Source organism: Nocardia sp. NBC_01730 (assembly GCF_035920445.1).
Classification (GTDB): Bacteria; Actinomycetota; Actinomycetes; order Mycobacteriales; family Mycobacteriaceae; genus Nocardia.
Window position 1 is genome coordinate 5,221,714 of the sequence record NZ_CP109162.1, and the last position, 18,098, is coordinate 5,239,811.

Here is an 18,098-nt window from a genome sequence, read left to right on the forward strand (position 1 = left end):
ACCCTAACGTCGTCGGTCCTGGTCACCGCTTCGGCGTGACCCCCAGCAGGGTGGCCATCTGCACGGCGATCGGATTCAGGTTCAGCTTTTCCGGATCGGTTTTGGGATTGGAGTCCCACGGCTGCACGATGCTCGGATCGGCGAACGCGGCTCGCTCACCACCGCGGACGGCAGTCGGATTACCGAACGGCACAAGACATTTCGCGTCCTTGTTGAACGGGAATTCGTCGCGTGTGTCGTCGAAATCCGGGTTCTGTGCCTTCATCTGCTCGAGAATCCGCTGCGTACCCTCGTAGCCCACCGTACAGGCGGGCGGGTTGTTGGTCTCGAGCACCAAGCCGAAGTGGCTGGTGCCGTCGCCGGGTGCGGTAGAGGAAGCGCCGATGGACAGTTGCGGAAGCATCTGCAGCAACGGCCGCAGCGCGTAGAACTTCGGTGAGATGGTCCGCAGCAGCAGCCGCAGATTGGCCAGGTCCTCGGTGAGCGTGCCGCCGCTCTCGTCGATCAGCGCGCCGATCTGCTCGCCCGCGTCGGTTCCGGTGCCGATCAGCCTGCGCACGTCAGGGTCGCTGGAGCGAAGCTGGGCAGTGAGTTTGTCCAGGCCGTCGCTGAACTGGCGGATGGCATCGGACTGCTCGGCCTGGGTGCCCAGCGCGATCCTGCCGTCCCGGATCAGCTGGATCGTCTGCGGCAGCGTCTCGTTGAACGTCTCGGTGAACTTGTTCAGCGAATCGATCAGCACTTGCAGATCGTCGCCCTTGCCGTCGAACGCCTTGCCCAGTTCGCGGACGGTGGTGTTGAGTGCGTTCAGGTCCACCGAGCGGGTGAACCCGTCCACGCTGGCGACCAACTGCTCGACCGGCACGGGAGTGGTCGCCGAGGCGATCACAGAGTTGTCCCGCAGGTACGGGCCCGCATTGGAGTCGGGTTGCAGGTCGACGTACTGCTCACCGATCGCAGACCGATTGGCCACCACGGCTTTCGCCGAGGCGGGGATTTTCGGCGAGCTCGTATCGATGACGAGATTCATCACCACGCCGTCGTCGGTGAGTTCTAGTTCGCCGACCCGGCCGACCGGAACGCCGCGGTAGGTCACCTCGGCGCCCTTGTAGACGCCGCCGGTCTGCGCCGCCCGCACCTGCACCGTGTACTGACCGAAGCCGAGCATGTGGTCGAGCCGGATGTACTTGCCGCCGACGAACACCACGCCGACCACCGCGACCACCGCGAACGCGATCAGCTGCCACCGGACCAGACGTGTCATCGCGGACCACCCTCCGTTCCCTGACCGGTCCCGCCGCCGACCCCGAGTTGCTCGAGGATCGCCCCGATGGGGTTGGGCGGCACGCCCTGCGCGGGCAGCTGCGCCATGTTCGGCGGCAGCGGCAGGATCGACACCGTCGGCCAGCCCGGCCGCGGGCCGTTGCCGTTGTAGTACGGGTTGGTCGGGTTCACCGGCACCGAGGGGCCGACCGGCGGGATGTACACCGGATCCGGTTTGCCCACACCGAGATTGCTCAACGTGACGCCGATCTGCTGATCCACCGAAAGCCAGGTGTTGACACTTCCGCCGAAGGTGGCTTCCAGCGAGGAGTCAGGGAACGGGTAGGTCGGCACCAGCGGCAACGCGGTCACCAGATCCGGAGCCGAACGGCCGAGTTCCTGCAGCGTCGGTCGCAGCGAGCTGAGGTCGCGAATCAGGTCGTCCTTCGAGGTGTTCAGCACGTCGAAGCCGACCTCGCCGAGCCGGTCCAGCTGCGCGAGCAGTCCGACCAGCTGTGGTCGCTGCTCCTCCAGGATCTTGATGCCTTGCGGCAGCTCGTCGAGAATCTTGCCGATCTGCACGGTCTGCCTGCTGACCCTGCTGCTGAGCAGATCGAGGCCGTCCAGCGCCCTCGTGATGTCGTCGACCTGCTTGTTCAGGCCGTCGATCAGGATGTTCGCCTGCTCGATCAGCGAGCGCACCCGGCTCTCCCTGCCACCGAGGGTCTTGTTCAACTCGGTGACGATCGGCTGCAGCTGCGCGACTCCGCCGCCGTTGAGGAGCAACGACAGCGCGCCGAGCACCTGCTCGATCTCGGTGGCGTGCCTGGTGCGGTCGACCGGGATCACCGAGCCGTTGCCGAGCTTCTTCGGATCCGGGTCCGCGGCGGGCTTGGACAGCTCGATGAACTTCTCGCCGAGCAGATTCGACTGCCGGACCTCGGCGTGCGCGTTCGCGGGCAGGTCCACCGACGCGTTCACCACGGTGCGCACCGTGGCGGTCCACTGGTCCTCGCCGATGGTGATCTCCTCGACCCGGCCGACCGGCACGCCTTCGACCTTGACCGCGGACTGCGGCACCAGGTCGAGCACGTCGTCGAACTGGATGTCGATGTGGATCGGACGGTCGCCGACGTCGGCGCCGCCGGGCAGCGGAACGCTGTAGATGCCGTCGGCGGCGCACGAAGTGACCAGTGTCGCGGACAGGCCGACCGCCAGCACGGCGCCGAGACCGCGAGCGGCGGAACGGATTCGGGTGGTCATCGGACGCCTCCCTGCGACGGCGGAAGCTGATCCGACGGCGTGCCGGGCACCGTGCCAGGCACCGGGGCACGCTGCTGGTTCTCGCCGCTGAGGATGCCGAACGGCAGGATCAGCGTCGGGGTCTTCACCCCGGCGGTGATCTGGTCGGTGATCGCCTTGCAGTGGTCCAGGATCGGCCGCATCTGCCTGCCGAGCGCCTCGAACTTCGGATCTCCCGGCATCAACTTGGACAGGTCCAGCATCTTGCACATCACACCGAACGGGTCCTGCAGATCGGTGAAGTCGGCGCGCATGTCGAGGGTGCCCGATTCCGCGTTGTGCACGTTGATCAGGTTGCTCAGCGCCAGCGGCAGCACCGGCAGCAAGGCGGCCAGGTCGTCGCGCTGATCGGCCAGCGTCTTGGTCAGCGTGGTCAGTCCTTCGGCGTTCTCGGCCACCAGATCCCGGTTGTCGTCGATGAACCTGGCCACGTCGCCGAGCGCGATCGACAGCAGGTGCAGTGCGGCGCCGAGGTTTTCGCGTTCGCCGGCCAGGAAGGTCGACAGGTCGGCGAGCTGGACGTTGAACTGCCGCACCTGCTGGTCGTTCTGGGCCAGCATGGTGACGAAGGACTGCAGGTTTTTGACCGTGTCGAATATGTCCCCGCGCGCGTCGGAAAGGTAGCGCGCCGCCCGGGACAGCTGGGTGAGGCTGTTGGCCAGCGCTTCGCCGTTGCCTGCGAGGTTCGCCGCGCCGGTGCGCACCAGTTCGTTCACCGCGCCCTCGGCGTTGGCCCCGTTGGGGCCCAACGCATCCGACAGCTCGGTGATGCTCTTGTACAGCTGGTCGACCTCGACCGGCGTGACCGTGCGGTCGCGCGGGATGGTCGCGTTGCGGTCCATCTTCGGGCCCCCGGTGTAGACCGGGGTCAGCTGGATGTAGCGATCCGACACGATCGAGGGCGTGATCTGCGCGGCCCGCGCGTCCGCGGGCACGTCGAATTTGCGGTCCACGCTCATGACGATCTTGACCTGATCGCCCTGCGGCTCCACCGAATCCACCGAACCCACGGGCACACCGAGGATGCGCACGTCCGAGCCCTCGTAGATGCCGACCGAACGATCGAAGTAGGCGGCGATCTTGGTGGTGGTGAGCCGGTCGAACAGCCACCACAGCACCCCGGCCAGCAGCACCGCCACGACCACTACCAGTGCGATGCCCACCTTGGCGCCGCGGCTGGAATGCTTGACCGCGCCGACCGGATCGCTGCTCCAGTTGCCCGCCATGTCAGTTACCTCCCAGGGCGCGGACCGGCGGACGGTCGCCGGGGATCTCGGGCAGCGCCGGCGGCACCAGGTTGACGATCACCGCGTCGAACCAGCGGCCGGTGCCGAGCACGTTGGCGTAGAGACCGTAGAAGGGCGCTGCGAGCTCCAGGGTCTTGGAAATGTTCTGCTGGTTGTCGTTGAGCAAGTCGATCGAGGCGCGCAAGTTCTTCAGTGCGGGACCGATCTGCGCTTCGTTGTCGTGCACCAGCGCGCTCAGCTCCGCCGAGACGACCCTGGCGCCGGACAGCAGCTGCGCGATGGACTGCTGCCGGATATTGAGCTCGGCGAGCAGTTGACCGCCCGAGGCGAGCAGCCGCTCGAACTCGGCATTGCGGTCGGCGAGCACCTGGGTGGTCTGTCTGGTCGCGGCGAACAGCTTCTTCAGCTCCTGGTCGCGCTTGGCCAGCGTCTCCGACAACCGGGCGACGCCGTCGATGGAGCCGCGGATCTCCGGCGGCGTGGTGTCGAACGCGTCGGACAGCACCCGCATGCTGGTGGCCAGCTGCGCGGTGTCGATCTGGTCGATGTTCCTCGCCGCGTCGGTAAACGCGTCCACCACGTCATACGGAGATACCGTGCGCGACAAAGGAATCCGCTTGCTCGGATCGGCGGGCGCGGAGCCCCTCGGATCCAGCGCCAGGTACTTCTGCCCCAGCAGGGTCTTGATCTGGATGGACGCGGTGGTCTCATTACCGATCCAGGCGTCCTTGGTGCGGAAGTCCACGAGTACCCGGTCACCGGCGAGCCGGACATCGGCGACCGAGCCGACCTTGACGCCCGCGATGCGGACCTCGTTGCCCTTCTTGATGCCTGCCGCCTCGCTGAACTCGGCGGTGTACTTGGTGCCCGCGCCGATAATCGGCAGCCGGTCGAAGAAGAACGCCGACACCGTTACCAGCAGCACGATGGCGAGCCCGAGCACACCCATGAACGCGGGGCTGCGCTTGCCGAGCAGGATCCGATCGTCCATCAGCGAGCCTTCCCATGGCAGCGTGGCGCGGCGTTGGTGTACAGCGGCTGATTGATCGTCGGCAGCCCGGCGGGCAGGTTGAGCTGAGGCGCGTCGACCGCGCCCGGACCGACGACGATGTCGATGCCGCACAGATAGAACTGGAACCAAGAGCCGTAGCTGGCGGCGCGGCCCAGCTTCTCCATCTTGAGCGGCAGATTCCGCAGCGTGTCGTTCACGTCGTCGCTGCGGTCGTCGAGGGTGCCGGTCAGCTGGCTCAGGCCGGCGATCGACCCCTGCAGCGTCGGACGGACCGGCACGAGCAGGTCGGCGGTGGCCGAGGTCAGGTCGGCGAGTGAAGTCACCGAGCGTCCGATCGTGTCGCGTTCCGCGGCGAGGCCGCTGATCAGCGCCTCGGTGTTCACGATCAGCTGGTCGAACTGGTCGTCGCGCTTGTTGACGGTGTCCAGGACGGCGGTCAGATTGCGGGTCAACTCACCGATCACCGCATCCTTGTCCGCGATCTTGTTGGTCAGGTTCGCGGTGGTCGCGACGAGGTCGTGGATCGTGCCCTGCTCGCCCTGGAAGACCTGGATGATCTCGAAGGACAGCTTGTTCACGTCGTCGGCGGTCAGCGTGCGGAACAGCGGGCGGAAGCCGTTGAACAGCGTGGTGAGGTTCAGCGCAGGCCTGGTGCGCTCCACCGGGATGGTCCCGCCTTTGTTCAGCTTGCGGCCCGGCTCGCCGGTGCCCTGCTCCAGCGCGATGTAGCGCTGGCCGACCAGGTTGCGGTACTTGATGGTGGCCGTGGTCGTGGCGGGCAGCCAACTCCGGTCGGTGAGATCGAACTTCACCTCGGCCAAGCGCTTGTCCACGATCGAGACGTCGGTGACCTTGCCGACCCGCACGCCGGCGATGCGCACCTCGTCACCGGGATTGAGCGAGGTGACATCGGTGAACCGGGCTTTGAAACCCGTTCCGCCGCTGCTGTAGTTGGCGATGGACAAACCGAGCATCGTGGTCGCGAACAGGGTCACGACGATGAAGACGATCAGCTTGGTCAGCGGCCCACCCAGGCCGCGCAGCTTCTGCTTCATCGAATACTCACCTCGCTTCCGCGGAACGCGGGCGCACCTGCCCTGGTCACCCAGCCCGGCACCTGATCCGGCGCGACCCCGTTGGCCGCACCGTAGATCGCGCCGAGGGACTGCTGCTCCATCGGCGAACCGGCTGTCGTCGGCACCTTGCTCCCTGGGTAGACGCCGAACTGCGGCGGCTCCAGCTTGCCGCTCTCCTGGTCACCCGGGTTACGGCTGGGTACCGCGTAGGAGCCGTCGTTGCTCGGTCCTCCCGTGTACTGGCCGGGGTCGACGCCAGCGGGCAACTCGGGGATGCACCACGGACCGCGGGGGTCCAGCCAGCGCGGCTCGTCCTGGTTTGGCAGGTATTTGCCGCGGGTATTGGTCAGCTCGATGCTCACCCGGGAGCCGGGCCGGTCGGTGCCCTTGCCCAAGATCTGGTCGATGCGCGGCTTCATCTTCGCGAAGTTCGCCAGCGAGCAGGCATAGTTCGGCGAGTAGTAGGCCAACAGTTCCAGCGCGGGCCGGGAGTCGGCGGCCAGGTCGATAATGTTGTCGCGGTTGGCGATCAGGAAGTCGGCGGTGCTCGACGAAGTCGGCGTCAACGTTGCGTAGAGCGCGTCGATGTCGGTACGTCGCTGCACGATCGTCGCGTTGGTGGTTCTCAGGTTGTCCAGCGCCTCGATCAGCTGCGGCGCCGCGTCGGAGTAGGCGGCGGCCACCTGGGCGAAGCTGCGCAGGTCCTCCTGCAGATCCGGCAGCACGCCGTTGACCTGGCGGAAGATGTTGTCCAGCTTGTCCACGCTCTCGCCGAGCGCGAAACCTCGACCGGCCAGGGCCTGGGACAGCGCACCCAGGGTGGCGGCGAGGTCCTGCGGCGGAATGGCTTGCAGCAGCGGGAGCAGATCGTCGAGCAGCTTGCTCAGCTCGATGGCGTTGCCACTGACGTCCTGGTGCAGTGTCACACCATTCGTCAGGTGCTGTGCGCTTCGGTCCTCCGGAATGATCAGGTCCACATAGCGCTCGCCGAACAGCGTCTTGGGCAGCAAGCGCGCGGTCGCGTTGGCCGGAATCTGTTGCGCCTTGTCCGGTTCGATGGCCAGGTTCAGCGTCACCTTCCCGCCGTCGGAGCGGCTGGAGCGCACCTCTCCGACGCTGATGCCGCGCACCTTGACGTCCGCGTTGCGGGTCAGCGCGTTGCCGACGCTGTCGGTCACCAGGTCGACGTCGACGGTCTTGACGAATTGCTTGTTGTACACCGCGATGGTCGTCCACAGGAACAGGCCGACCACGAGGAAGAACGTGATGCCCAGCACACGAACACGCAGTGTCTCGGTCGAGCGCCAGGCCTGCACCCCCCGGCTCATCCGGCCACTCGCACCGTGGTCGTAGTACCCCAGATCGCGAGGCTGAGGAAGAAGTCGAGCACGTTCACCAGCACGATCGCGGCGCGGACCGCGCGGCCCACCGCGACGCCGACGCCTGCGGGGCCGCCGGTGGCGTGGAAGCCGTAGTAGCAGTGCACCAAGATGATCACGAAGGCGAAGACCAGCACCTTGAGGAACGAATAGAGCACGTCCTCCGGTGGCAGGAACAGGCTGAAGTAGTGGTCATAGGACCCGCTGGATTGGCCGTTGAACCAGATGCTGACCATTCGAGACGCCAGGAACGTGCCGAGCAGGCCGACGACGTACAGCGGGATCACCGCAACGAATCCGGCGATCACGCGGGTGGTGACCAGGAACGGCACGCCGGGCACCGCCATCACCTCGAGTGCATCGATCTCCTCGGAGATGCGCATGGCACCCAACTGGGCGGTGAAACCACATCCGACCGTCGCCGAGAGTGCGAGCGCGGCGACCAGCGGCGCGATCTCACGGGTGTTGATGTAGGCGGTGAGAAAGCCGGTGAGCGCCGAGCTGCCGAGGGCGTCGAGGGCCTTGAAGCCTTGCAGGCCGACCACGACGCCGACCGAGCCGGACATGAACACGATGACGCCGATGGTGCCGCCGATCACCGCGAGCGCGCCGGTACCGAAGGTGACCTCGGCGAGCAGCCGCATGACCTCCTTGCGGTAGTGCACGGCGGTGCGCGGGATCCAGGCGATGGCGCGTGAATAGAACGACATCTGATCGCCCGCGCGATCGATGACGTTCAGCGGGGAGCGGACGAAGTCTCCCGCCCGGCGCAGCGACTTGGCGAAGACCGGAGTTCGATACGGGCTGGCCATCGGATCAGGCACCCTTTGCCGGGACGACTTGCAGATACACCAGGGTCAGGACGAGATTCACGAAGAACAGCACCATGAATGTGATCACCACGGATTGGTTCACCGCGTCACCGACTCCTTTCGGACCCCCTTTGGGATGCAACCCCTTGTATGCGGCGATCACGCCGGCGAGCAGGCCGAAGACCGCTGCCTTGACCTCACCGATCCACAGGTCCGGTAGCTGAGCGAGCGCCGAGAACGAGGCCAGGTAGGCACCCGGCGTTCCGCCCTGCAGCAGCACGTTGAAGAAGTACCCGCCCGCGATACCGACTACCGACACCAGGCCGTTGAGCAGCAGTGCCACCAGCACCATGCCGATCACACGCGGTACGACCAGCTTTCGCACCGGGTCGACACCGAGCACCTCCAGCGCGTCGATCTCCTCGCGGATGGTGCGCGAGCCGAGGTCGGCGGCCACCGCAGACCCGGCCGCGCCCGCGATGATCAGCGCCGTGACGACCGGGGCCGCCTGCTGGACGGTGGCAAGCACACTGGTCGCACCGGTGAAGGACTCCGCACCCAACTGCTTGATCAGCGAGCCGGTCTGCAGTGCGACGACCGCGCCGAACGGGATCGCGACCAGTGCGCTGGGCAGGATCGAGACACTCGCGATGAACCACGACTGCTCGATGAACTCCCGCCATTCGAACGGGCGGCGGAACGTCTTGCGCAGGACGTCGATGAACAGCGCGAAAATATTGCCAGCCTGGGCAAACCCCGACTCCAGTGGAGTCCGCAATCGCGCCAGGGAGGAAGTCACGATCGCAGATGTTACCCGTTAGTTGTGTTGTGTCGCACGGTTGTGTAGGTCGCCGCTGTTGTACGCCATCACCTGCGTATCGTCGTTCTCCGCAAGTGACTCGCGGATCGCGACCTGGGCTGCGTGCGGGAGCGTGTGCATGATCTCGCGGACGCGCTCCTTACGCCGCAACACCCCCTGCCGCACCGGCATACCGGGTGTCGCGCGCATCTGCGGGATGATCCCCTCGACTTCCTCGGCGCCACCATGGTGATGACCGGCGTCCACGAGCGCCTGCTCGCGCGCCATCTGCGCCTCGTCCTTCTCCTCCGACATACCGATCGGACCGATCATGCGGCCGTTGAGGAACTGCTTGACCACCGGCTCCTCCGATGTGAGCAGCACCTCGCGTGGTCCGAACATGACCAGCTGGCGTCGGAAGAGCATGCCGATGTTGTCCGGCACGGTGCGGGCCAGGTTGATGTTGTGCGTGACGATCAGGATCGTGGCGTCGATCTGTGCGTTGATATCGATCAGCAGCTGACTCAAGTACGAGGTGCGGACCGGGTCCAGACCCGAGTCCGGCTCGTCGACCAGGATTATCTGCGGATCCAGTACCAGAGCGCGGGCCAGACCAGCGCGCTTGCGCATACCGCCGGAGATCTCGCCGGGCAGCTTGCCCTCGGCGCCGAGCAGACCGGTGAGCTCCAGCTTCTCCATCACGATCTTGCGGATCTCGTCCTCCCTCTTCTTCGTGTGCTCACGAAGCGGGAAGGCCACGTTGTCGAACAGATTCATCGACCCGAACAGCGCACCATCCTGGAACAGCACACCGAACAGCTTGCGGATCTCGTAGAGCTCCTTGTTGGAGCAGGTCGTGATGTCTGTGCCGTTGATGTAGATCGAACCGCGCTCCGGACGAAGCAGACCGATGAGCGACTTCAGGAACACCGACTTACCGGTACCGGACGGGCCCAGCAGAGCGCTGACCTCGCCGGATGGCAACGTCAGCGAAACGTCCTGCCAAATGCGCTGGGAACCAAAGGATTTGGTAACACTTTCGGTCCTGACCTCGACGCCCACGCCAACCTCCACAATTCTCAACGAGCTGCCCACCGGCGAACCGCGCGCTCGGTCATCGCGGTGTGTCACGTCACAGTGGGGTGCGGCCACTGTATCCCATGCACCAGATGGGGCACACCCCTAACCTGACCGAAGAGTAACCCCCCAAAGCTCGCGATATTCACAATTTCCGCCCACGTTGCCGAAAAGAGCCGAACGGGCGGCTCCCCGCAATGGGGAACCGCCCGTTCGGCGTATTTCGGTCGGAATTACTTGACCGAGACCTTGGCGCCGGCCTCTTCCAGCTTCGCCTTGGCAGCCTCGGCGGCATCCTTGGCGACCTTCTCCAGGATCGACTTCGGGGCGCTCTCGACCAGGTCCTTGGCTTCCTTCAGACCCAGGCCGGAGACGATCTCGCGGACCACCTTGATGACCTGGATCTTCTTGTCGCCGGCACCCTCGAGGACGACGTCGAACTCGTCCTGCTCCTCGACGGCCTCGGCCGGAGCGGCGGCACCGACGGCGGCGACGGCGACCGGAGCAGCCGCGGTGACCTCGAACTTCTCCTCGAACTTCTTCACGAAGTCCGACAGCTCGAGCAGGGTCATGTTGCCGAAGGTCTCGAGCAGTTCGTCAACGTTGGCCATTGTTGTTTTCCTTTCGGTAGTTGATGTCTATGCGGGGCGAATCGTGCCGCACGGGAGTTACTCGGCAGCTTCGCCTTCGGCCTGCTTCTTCTCCTGCAGCGCGGCGGCCAAGCGGGCCACCTGCGAGGCGGGAGCGTTGAACAGACCGGCAGCCTTCGCGAGGTTGCCCTTCAGCGCGCCGGCCAACTTGGCCAGCAACACCTCGCGGGTTTCCAGATCGGCGATGCGCTCGACCTCGGACACGGACAGCGGAGCGCCGTCCATGTAGCCGCCCTTGATGACCAGCGCCTTGTTGTCCTTCGCGAAGGTCTTCAGGGCCTTGGCCGCGTTGACCGGCTCACCCGTGATGAAGGTGATCGCGGTCGGTCCGACGAACAAATCGTCGAGGCCTTCCACGCCCGCCTCGGCGGCGGCGCGCTTGACCAGGGTGTTCTTGGCGACGGAGTACGTGGCTTCGGCGCCGAGCGCGCGCCGCAGCTCGGTGAGCTTGCCGACCGACAGGCCACGGTATTCCGTGACGACGGTGGCCGTCGAGCTCTTGAACTGCTCCGCGATCTCCTCGACCGCGGTGACCTTCTCGGGTTTTGCCATACTTCGCCTCCTCTCTGATGGTCGGTTCGTATACGCGAACTACCGATCAGGGGCCGACGACAAAACAAACGCCCCGAACGCAGAGCGTTCCGGGGCGCAATAGAAAACCGATCCCGGGCTTGCCCGGACCAATTCCCAGCCTCGGCTCTCCCTGCGTGGGCCGCCGGCAATGTCGCCGGACCTTCGACCGAACCCATATGGGAACGGCGACCAACGGTCTTCGGTAGAACGGATTGGGTAGCGATCGAACTCGTCGATAACTATGGCTGAGAATACCTGGCCGTGCTGCCATCTGCCAAAACGGGTCCCACAACCGTCGGCCGAGGCCCTTGCGCGCCACCTGCGCAGTGGGCGCGGTGCGGAACTCCGCGCCGATCGCTCAGACTGCGCCAGCTGGCACAACCCATGTTGTCGACTGCCCGGTATGCGCCGCAATGGTGTCGAAGTCGTTGTCGTAGTGCAAAACTGCCAATCCATGCGCCTGGGCCGTGACCGCGACAACCAGGTCGGCGATCGATGCGGATCGATGTTGTGCCTTGGCGGTGAGCAGTGCCTGAAGGTCGGACGCTTGTACCCAGAGATCATCAGGAGTGTCCACCCACTCGAGTGATTCATGCAGTGTCGTCCTGATACGCGCTCGGTCATCGCCGTTACGGGCCGAGTAGAGCATTTCCAGCTCGGTGACCCCGCACATGCAGACCAGCGCGCGGTCCATCAGAGGGACGAGCACGTCTCGCACTGGTATCAGATGGAGCCGCGCAAGCGCACTCTTATCGACGAGATAGCGAGTCACCCCCACAGACGTTCCTCGACGTCAGGTTCCAGCAGGATCGAAAAGGCCCCTTGCTCGGCCAAATCCACCAATCTGCGTACGGAGTCGATCCTGATCACCTCACGGAATGCGGCATCGATCGTGTCACGGAGCGTATCGGTACCGAGGATCTCCTTTGCGCGATCCAACTTCGCCATATCTACGTCAACACTGGTCTTCGCCACAGCAGCCTCCCTATATCTCATACAAGGATACATGGATATCTACGATCGTTCCAATTCGATGTCCGATTGCCCCCTATGTAAGAATCATCCTGGAAACACCGCAACGGCGGGAACGCGATCGCGTTCCCGCCGTTGCGGTGTTCCTCAGGTGCTGTCTACGCGTCCTCGTCGAGGAGGTTGCGGGTGCGGTTCGGGTCCACCGGGATGCCCGGTCCGGTGTTCGTCGAGACCGTCACCTTCTTGACGTAGCGGCCCTTGGCGGTCGACGGCTTGACACGCAGGATCTCATCCAGCGCGGCGCCGTAATTCTCCACGAGCTGGGCGTCGCCGAAGGACGCCTTGCCGATGACGAAGTGCAGGTTGGCCTGCTTGTCGACACGGAAGTTGATCTTGCCGCCCTTGATCTCGTTGACGGCCTTGGTCACGTCGTTGGTGACCGTGCCAGTCTTCGGGTTCGGCATCAGACCGCGCGGGCCGAGGACACGCGCGATGCGGCCGACCTTGGCCATCTGGTCCGGGGTGGCGATCGCGGCGTCGAAGTCCAACCAGCCGCCCTGGATCCGCTCGATCAGGTCCTCGGCGCCGACGGCGTCCGCACCGGCGGCCTCGGCCTCGGCGGCCTTCTCGCCCGCCGCGAACACGATGACGCGGGCGGTCTTACCGGTGCCATGCGGCAGGTTTACGGTGCCACGGACCATCTGGTCTGCCTTGCGGGGATCCACACCGAGACGCACGGCAACCTCAACGGTCGCGTCGGTCTTGGTGGTGGCGGTCTCCTTGGCCAGCCGCGCAGCGGAGAGCGGAGAGTACAGCTTGTCGCGATCGACCTTCTCGGCCGCGGCGAGATACGCCTTGCTTCGTTTTGCCATTTTGTCTGTGTCCTTGTCGGTGTTCAGATGTGGTTGTCGGGCCTGGCCGGCCCTCCCACGTGTGCGATCTCATCTCCCGACCAGTGCCGGGATCCCCGATCGAATCCGGGATGACGGGAACTCAGCCTTCGACGGTGATGCCCATCGAACGCGCGGTGCCCGCGATGATCTTGGCCGCCTGCTCGACGTCGTTGGCGTTCAGATCTTCCTGCTTGGTCTTGGCGATCTCACGGACCTGGTCCATGGTCACCTTGGCCACCTTGAGGCGGTGCGGTTCGGCTGAACCCTTCTGCACACCCGCGGCCTTGAGTAGCAGCTTGGCGGCAGGCGGAGTCTTCAGCTTGAAGTCGAAGGACCGGTCCTCGTACACCGAGATCTCGACCGGGATGACGGTGCCACGCTGCGACTCGGTCGCGGCGTTGTACGCCTTGCAGAACTCCATGATGTTGACGCCGTGCTGACCGAGCGCAGGGCCGACCGGAGGGGCCGGGTTCGCCTGGCCGGCCTGGATCTGAAGCTTGATGATCCCGGCGAGCTTCTTCTTCTTGGGGGGCATCTTTCTTTCCTAGGTGTTTGTTGTCCTTGCTCTTTGCAAGTCGTGGTGTTGCGATCTTCGACCGGGCAGATTCACCCCGCAGCCGACGGAACTGGTCTAGATCTTCGCGACCTGGGTGAACGCCAGCTCGACCGGGGTCTCGCGGCCGAAGATCGACACGAGCACCTTGAGCTTCTGCTGTTCGGCGTTGACCTCGGAGATGCTGGCAGGCAGCGTCGCGAACGGGCCGTCCATCACGGTCACCGATTCGCCGACCTCGAAGTCGACCTCGATGATCGGCTTCGGCGCGACGTCGCCGCCGGTGGTGTCGGCGCTCGCCGCAGCGGCGGCCGTGGCGGGCTTCTTCTGCTGCGCGGCCGGGACCAGGAACTTCACCACGTCGTCGATGGAAAGCGGCGACGGGCGGGAGGTGGCGCCAACGAATCCGGTGACACCGGGGGTGTTGCGCACCGCGCCCCACGACTCGTCGTTGAGCTCCATCCGGACCAGGATGTAGCCGGGGAGCACCTTGCGATTGACGTGTTTGCGCTGGCCGTTCTTGATCTCGGTGACTTCTTCGGTCGGCACCTCGACCTGGAAGATGTAGTCCTCGAGGTCCAGGTTCTGCACACGAGTCTCGAGGTTGGCCTTCACCTTGTTCTCGTAGCCCGCGTAGGAGTGGATGACATACCAGTCACCGGGGGCACGCCGCAGCGCGGCCTTCATCTCGGCAACGGGATCGGCGGGCTCGGCATCGGCAGGAGCGGCGGAGGCGGATTCAGCGGGCTCCGATTCCTCGACCACGGTCTCATCGGTCGCGAACTCCTCGACGGAGTCGGTGGGCTCGGCCACCGCGTCGTCGACCGGGAACTCGTTGTGTGTGTCGTTCTCCGGGGTGCTCACTGAGGCACTCGCTTCCTGTGTCGTCACGTACATCCTCTGCGTGCCGGGCCGGGCGCGCGGCGAAATTGCTTCCGCCCGTGTCCGCCCCGGGATCGGCTACCGGCGTCGGCGTCGTTCAGCTAGCCGAACAGCCAGTTGACACCCTTGATGAACGCCAGATCCAACCCGCTGATGAACGCGACCATAAAAATCACGAACACCAGAACAACGCTCGTATAGGTGACCATCTGCTTCCGATTGGGCCAGATCACCTTGCGCAGTTCCGCGATGACCTCACGCAGAAACCTGATCAAACGCTTGAACGGATTACCCGACTTCTTGCGTTCGGCCCGATCGGTTGTCTTGGCTGCCTTCCGCGACGGTCGGTCGAGTGTGGCGACCCCACCATTGTCGATCTGCGAGGGCGACGCGCTGCGAGTCCGCCGGGCGGACCGCTTGCCGCTCGGCCGAGTCGCTGCGGCGGTGTCATCGCCTTCGTCGGCCGCATGCGGGCCGTGGCGAGTGTCCCGCTCGTCGCTCACGCCTTCTCCTCGCTGCGCTCGTCGTCGGCGTGCGCGATGCGCGCTGTGCCAATGGCTCGCTCGCTACGCTCGCTCATGCCTGCGCCTCGCTGGCGCTCGGCTCCGGCACGAGCGAACGCTCGACTGCGTCCATTGTTCGCTCGCTGCGCTCGCTCACGGGTCGATCCTTTCTCGTCGCTGGCATCCAGGGCAGGGGCGACAGGACTTGAACCTGCAACCTGCGGTTTTGGAGACCGCTGCTCTGCCAGTTGAGCTACGCCCCTTCGGTTGGACGGTGTCGTCTGCCCCAACCTCTGTTCGATATTCAGTTGTGCACTGGTGTCACACAACACGCGCGCCACTCCGGCAGTTGCCGGCCCCGTCGGCGATCCTCGCGGACCGCCTGGAACCAGCCCTACAGAGCAGCGCGCAGCGGCTGGTGACCCCAGAAACCTGAGTCTACGTCACCGTACGCGACATTAGCCAATCAGGGTCGCCGGACCAGGTCAGGCCAGCTGCACGGTCGCGGTCGCGCGGCCGAAGATCTTCCTTCCCGCCGACTTCGCCACGATCGCGACGACCGCGGTCTTGGTCTCCGGATCGACCGACTTCACCTTACCTGTGTACTCGACCTCGGCGGCCTCGTCGGTACCCACGTAAACCGGACTGGTGAAGCGCACGTTGTATTCCTTGACCGCGCCGGGATCGCCGAGCCACGAGGTGATGAAACCGCCGCCGAGGCCCATCGTGAGCATGCCGTGCGCGACCACGTTGTCCAGGCCGACCAGCTTGACGACCTCGTCGCTCCAATGGATCGGGTTGGCATCACCCGAGACGCCCGCGTAGTTCACCAGATCGCCGCGGGTGAGCCGGACCGTGCGCGGGGGCAACTCGTCGCCGACCAACACGTCCTCGAACCGAATCGCGTGCTTGGTGGGCACCAGCGCGGGGACCACGGGGGCGGGCGCGGCGACAGCCGGAGTGCTGCGCGGGTAGTGGCCCGGCGCCTCTTCGCCGATGCCATGCATGAGCACGTTGCGGACGGCGGTGTTGAGGTTGGGGTCGATGTCGGCACCGCTGCGGCCGACGAGCGTGGTGTAGGTGGTGAGCACCAACTCGTCGTTCTGCGCGGTGACGATGTTCTTGGTGACGATGATGTCGCCACCGAATGCCTGCCGGAACGAGTGCAGATGGACGTCACAGGTGAGCTGGTCGCCGACCTTGATCGGGCGGTGGAAGTCGAGGATCTGGTCGGTCTGCATGATCTGGCTGAGGTCGTAACCGGTGACGACCTCTTCGAACAGCTTGCGTTGGGCCAGAATCCCGACCAAGGAGATGAAGGTGAGCGGCGCGAGCAGATTGTCGTAGCCGTACTCCTGCGCGGCGTCCTCGTCCCAGTGCACCGGGTGGTAGTCCTGCACGGCGCGCGCGTATTCGCGCGCCTTCTCACGGCCGACCTCGTAGTAGTCGTCGACGCGGTAGTGGTGACCAACCATCGCCGCGGCATGTGCCGCGGGATCGAATACCTCGCCCGTCTGGACCGCTTCGTCTGTACCGGTGTTGATTGTCACGGGAGGACTGTACCTATCTGACCCCGTCACCCGGAGTCTGCGGAGCGCTCACCACCGCACCCACACCGTGAAAATGCGTCAGGGCCGGACTTATGTCCGGCCCTCGCGGTGCCACGGCCCGAGATAACCAGGATGCGACTCCCGGCCTACACCACGCGGTAGTTCACGCGCGGAGGACTAGCGGGATTCGCGGTGCGCCCGGTGCGTGCCGCAGTTCGGGCAGAACTTCTTCAGCTCCAGCCGGTCCGGGTCATTACGCCGGTTCTTCTTGGTGATGTAGTTGCGGTGCTTGCACTGCTCGCAGGCCAAGGTGATCTTTGGCCGGACATCGGTGGACTTCGCGGCCACGATATGCCTTCTTTCCGGTACCTGATGGGCTTAATCGGTTGTGGTAGCGATGGCCGGACTTGAACCGGCGACACAACGATTATGAGTCGTTTGCTCTACCGACTGAGCTACACCGCCACGGCGTCGCATTACCGTGGTGCCGCGCCCAACTCCCGCAACTACAGGAGCGATGCCGAGTCGGTCACCACCGGCAATCCGGCGAGCCCCCTAACGGAATCGAACCGTTGACCTTTTCCTTACCATGGAAACGCTCTGCCGACTGAGCTAAGGGGGCATGACTGCTGCCGCACCGAGCTCCAAAAGCTCGACCTCAGCGCGGCGAAGTCTTGAACGAGGTTACACACTCACCGGTCTCACCACCAAACCGCGTGGTCAAAGCTGTGTTTTTGGCCGCGCGGGCGCGGCGGGTTCGCGGCCCCCTGTTGGCTTGCATCCGAGCGGCCGCTGCTCGCGACTGCGGCGCATGCGCAGCGGCCGCTCGGACGCAAGCCGGGCCGCGAACGGCGCTCGTAAGACTCGCGCTGTGCGGGTTGGGAGTGCGGGGGGCTCGACTTCTGTCGTGTTGGTGTGGCGGGTTCTGTCGATTGGGTGCGGCAGGTCCGTTCGGTTCGCGCTGTACATGGTCGCGAGGGCGCGCCAGCTCGAGCATGGCCGCGCAACGAGGGAGTCCGGTCCCGCGGCAGCACAGCCTGCGTGCGCCCACAAAAACCGAACGCCGACACGAACAACGCAACCAACGGGGGGACGCCACGCCGACGGCACGCGGAACTGCCCCACAGATAGAACAGTCAGCCAAAGCGAGCGCACCAGCACCAGCACCAGCACCAGCACCAGCACCCAAGAGTTAACCCGCACCGACGTAAGCCGCAACCCACACCGACGTGATCAACGCAACCACGGAAAGGGGGTCCGGGGGGCAAAGCCCCACCGGGCGGGGCGTGGGGGTTGCACCCCCACAAAACAGACGAAGTGAGCCCTGTACGCGCATTCTGCGTACAGGGCTCACCTAGCGAACGAAGTGGCAGGTGTAGGATTCGAACCTACGTAGGCTTTCACCGACAGATTTACAGTCTGCTCCCATTGGCCGCTCGGGCAACCTGCCTTTCGCGCTTGTTCTGCGCGCTGAGCAGAATACATCGAACCCGCACCCCTAATGCAAACCGGCTGGCTATTGGCCATGCCGGGCGACTAACCTCGGGTCTCCGGG

At 65.1% G+C, this 18,098-nt stretch carries 19 protein-coding genes and 4 tRNA genes; all 23 read right to left on the minus strand.

Annotated elements, in window-relative coordinates:
- Positions 1–22 precede the first annotated feature (22 nt).
- The gene (locus OHB12_RS21410) at positions 23–1,264 is read right to left on the minus strand and encodes an MCE family protein (protein ID WP_327110364.1); all 1,242 of its coding nucleotides are present in this window, start codon (positions 1,262–1,264) and stop codon (positions 23–25) included.
- On the minus strand, positions 1,261–2,526 hold the full coding sequence (locus tag OHB12_RS21415; protein WP_327110365.1) for an MCE family protein: 1,266 nt from the start codon (positions 2,524–2,526) through the stop codon (positions 1,261–1,263). The genes OHB12_RS21410 and OHB12_RS21415 overlap by 4 nt, the downstream gene beginning before the upstream one ends.
- Positions 2,523–3,791 (minus strand): MCE family protein, encoded by a 1,269-nt coding sequence (locus OHB12_RS21420; RefSeq protein WP_327110366.1) that lies wholly within the window; start codon positions 3,789–3,791, stop codon positions 2,523–2,525. The genes OHB12_RS21415 and OHB12_RS21420 overlap by 4 nt, the downstream gene beginning before the upstream one ends.
- 1 nt (position 3,792) lies before the next feature.
- Positions 3,793–4,803: an MCE family protein gene (locus tag OHB12_RS21425; RefSeq protein WP_327110367.1), complete on the minus strand. Its 1,011-nt coding sequence runs from the start codon at positions 4,801–4,803 to the stop codon at positions 3,793–3,795.
- Positions 4,803–5,879 carry an MCE family protein gene (locus OHB12_RS21430; RefSeq protein WP_327110368.1) on the minus strand — a complete coding sequence of 359 codons (1,077 nt, stop codon included), beginning with the start codon at positions 5,877–5,879 and terminating at the stop codon, positions 4,803–4,805. The genes OHB12_RS21425 and OHB12_RS21430 overlap by 1 nt, the downstream gene beginning before the upstream one ends.
- The gene (locus tag OHB12_RS21435; protein ID WP_327110369.1) at positions 5,876–7,228 is read right to left on the minus strand and encodes an MCE family protein; all 1,353 of its coding nucleotides are present in this window, start codon (positions 7,226–7,228) and stop codon (positions 5,876–5,878) included. Before OHB12_RS21435 ends, OHB12_RS21430 begins: the two co-directional genes overlap by 4 nt.
- Positions 7,225–7,989, minus strand: a complete 765-nt coding sequence (locus OHB12_RS21440) for an ABC transporter permease (protein ID WP_327121315.1) — start codon at positions 7,987–7,989, stop codon at positions 7,225–7,227. Before OHB12_RS21440 ends, OHB12_RS21435 begins: the two co-directional genes overlap by 4 nt.
- A 106-nt stretch (positions 7,990–8,095) precedes the next feature.
- Entirely contained in the window at positions 8,096–8,890 is a 795-nt protein-coding gene (locus tag OHB12_RS21445) for an MlaE family ABC transporter permease (RefSeq protein WP_327110370.1), read from the minus strand.
- An 18-nt stretch (positions 8,891–8,908) separates the two neighbouring features.
- Positions 8,909–9,952, minus strand: coding sequence for an ABC transporter ATP-binding protein (locus tag OHB12_RS21450; protein WP_327110371.1), 1,044 nt, complete (start codon positions 9,950–9,952; stop codon positions 8,909–8,911).
- Positions 9,953–10,200: 248 nt separating this feature from the next.
- Positions 10,201–10,578 carry a 50S ribosomal protein L7/L12 gene (rplL, locus tag OHB12_RS21455; RefSeq protein ID WP_327110372.1) on the minus strand — a complete coding sequence of 126 codons (378 nt, stop codon included), beginning with the start codon at positions 10,576–10,578 and terminating at the stop codon, positions 10,201–10,203.
- A 57-nt stretch (positions 10,579–10,635) separates the two neighbouring features.
- On the minus strand, positions 10,636–11,169 hold the full coding sequence (gene rplJ, locus OHB12_RS21460; protein ID WP_327110373.1) for a 50S ribosomal protein L10: 534 nt from the start codon (positions 11,167–11,169) through the stop codon (positions 10,636–10,638).
- Positions 11,170–11,548: 379 nt separating this feature from the next.
- Positions 11,549–11,968, minus strand: coding sequence for a PIN domain nuclease (locus OHB12_RS21465; RefSeq protein ID WP_327110374.1), 420 nt, complete (start codon positions 11,966–11,968; stop codon positions 11,549–11,551).
- Positions 11,959–12,165 carry a hypothetical protein gene (locus OHB12_RS21470; RefSeq protein ID WP_327110375.1) on the minus strand — a complete coding sequence of 69 codons (207 nt, stop codon included), beginning with the start codon at positions 12,163–12,165 and terminating at the stop codon, positions 11,959–11,961. Before OHB12_RS21470 ends, OHB12_RS21465 begins: the two co-directional genes overlap by 10 nt.
- A gap of 155 nt (positions 12,166–12,320) precedes the next feature.
- The gene (rplA, locus tag OHB12_RS21475) at positions 12,321–13,034 is read right to left on the minus strand and encodes a 50S ribosomal protein L1 (RefSeq protein ID WP_327110376.1); all 714 of its coding nucleotides are present in this window, start codon (positions 13,032–13,034) and stop codon (positions 12,321–12,323) included.
- A gap of 121 nt (positions 13,035–13,155) precedes the next feature.
- Entirely contained in the window at positions 13,156–13,590 is a 435-nt protein-coding gene (gene rplK / locus OHB12_RS21480) for a 50S ribosomal protein L11 (protein ID WP_327110377.1), read from the minus strand.
- Between the two features lie 96 nt (positions 13,591–13,686).
- On the minus strand, positions 13,687–14,472 hold the full coding sequence (gene nusG, locus OHB12_RS21485) for a transcription termination/antitermination protein NusG (RefSeq protein WP_327121317.1): 786 nt from the start codon (positions 14,470–14,472) through the stop codon (positions 13,687–13,689).
- 119 nt (positions 14,473–14,591) lie between these two features.
- On the minus strand, positions 14,592–14,993 hold the full coding sequence (secE, locus tag OHB12_RS21490; protein WP_327110378.1) for a preprotein translocase subunit SecE: 402 nt from the start codon (positions 14,991–14,993) through the stop codon (positions 14,592–14,594).
- A gap of 190 nt (positions 14,994–15,183) precedes the next feature.
- Positions 15,184–15,256 (minus strand) — tRNA-Trp (locus tag OHB12_RS21495).
- Positions 15,257–15,478: 222 nt separating this feature from the next.
- Positions 15,479–16,537, minus strand: a complete 1,059-nt coding sequence (locus OHB12_RS21500) for a fused (3R)-hydroxyacyl-ACP dehydratase subunits HadA/HadB (RefSeq protein ID WP_327121319.1) — start codon at positions 16,535–16,537, stop codon at positions 15,479–15,481.
- 183 nt (positions 16,538–16,720) lie between these two features.
- The gene (gene rpmG, locus OHB12_RS21505; protein WP_011211653.1) at positions 16,721–16,891 is read right to left on the minus strand and encodes a 50S ribosomal protein L33; all 171 of its coding nucleotides are present in this window, start codon (positions 16,889–16,891) and stop codon (positions 16,721–16,723) included.
- Positions 16,892–16,932: 41 nt separating this feature from the next.
- Positions 16,933–17,008, minus strand: a tRNA-Met gene (locus tag OHB12_RS21510).
- Positions 17,009–17,092: 84 nt separating this feature from the next.
- Positions 17,093–17,165, minus strand: a tRNA-Thr gene (locus tag OHB12_RS21515).
- A gap of 745 nt (positions 17,166–17,910) precedes the next feature.
- A tRNA-Tyr gene (locus OHB12_RS21520) sits at positions 17,911–17,993 on the minus strand.
- Between the last annotated feature and the right edge of the window lie 105 nt (positions 17,994–18,098).

What these genes read in the sequence shown, in the direction of transcription:
- OHB12_RS21410 (WP_327110364.1), bottom strand. Translation starts at nt 1,264, where the DNA reads ATGACACGTCTGGTCCGGTGGCAGCTGATCGCGTTCGCGGTGGTCGCG.
- OHB12_RS21415 (WP_327110365.1), bottom strand. Translation starts at nt 2,526, where the DNA reads ATGACCACCCGAATCCGTTCCGCCGCTCGCGGTCTCGGCGCCGTGCTG.
- OHB12_RS21420 (WP_327110366.1), bottom strand. Translation starts at nt 3,791, where the DNA reads ATGGCGGGCAACTGGAGCAGCGATCCGGTCGGCGCGGTCAAGCATTCC.
- OHB12_RS21425 (WP_327110367.1), bottom strand. Translation starts at nt 4,803, where the DNA reads ATGGACGATCGGATCCTGCTCGGCAAGCGCAGCCCCGCGTTCATGGGT.
- OHB12_RS21430 (WP_327110368.1), bottom strand. Translation starts at nt 5,879, where the DNA reads ATGAAGCAGAAGCTGCGCGGCCTGGGTGGGCCGCTGACCAAGCTGATC.
- OHB12_RS21435 (WP_327110369.1), bottom strand. Translation starts at nt 7,228, where the DNA reads ATGAGCCGGGGGGTGCAGGCCTGGCGCTCGACCGAGACACTGCGTGTT.
- OHB12_RS21440 (WP_327121315.1), bottom strand. Translation starts at nt 7,989, where the DNA reads ATGTCGTTCTATTCACGCGCCATCGCCTGGATCCCGCGCACCGCCGTG.
- rplL (WP_327110372.1), bottom strand. Translation starts at nt 10,578, where the DNA reads ATGGCCAACGTTGACGAACTGCTCGAGACCTTCGGCAACATGACCCTG.
- rplJ (WP_327110373.1), bottom strand. Translation starts at nt 11,169, where the DNA reads ATGGCAAAACCCGAGAAGGTCACCGCGGTCGAGGAGATCGCGGAGCAG.
- rplA (WP_327110376.1), bottom strand. Translation starts at nt 13,034, where the DNA reads ATGGCAAAACGAAGCAAGGCGTATCTCGCCGCGGCCGAGAAGGTCGAT.
- rplK (WP_327110377.1), bottom strand. Translation starts at nt 13,590, where the DNA reads ATGCCCCCCAAGAAGAAGAAGCTCGCCGGGATCATCAAGCTTCAGATC.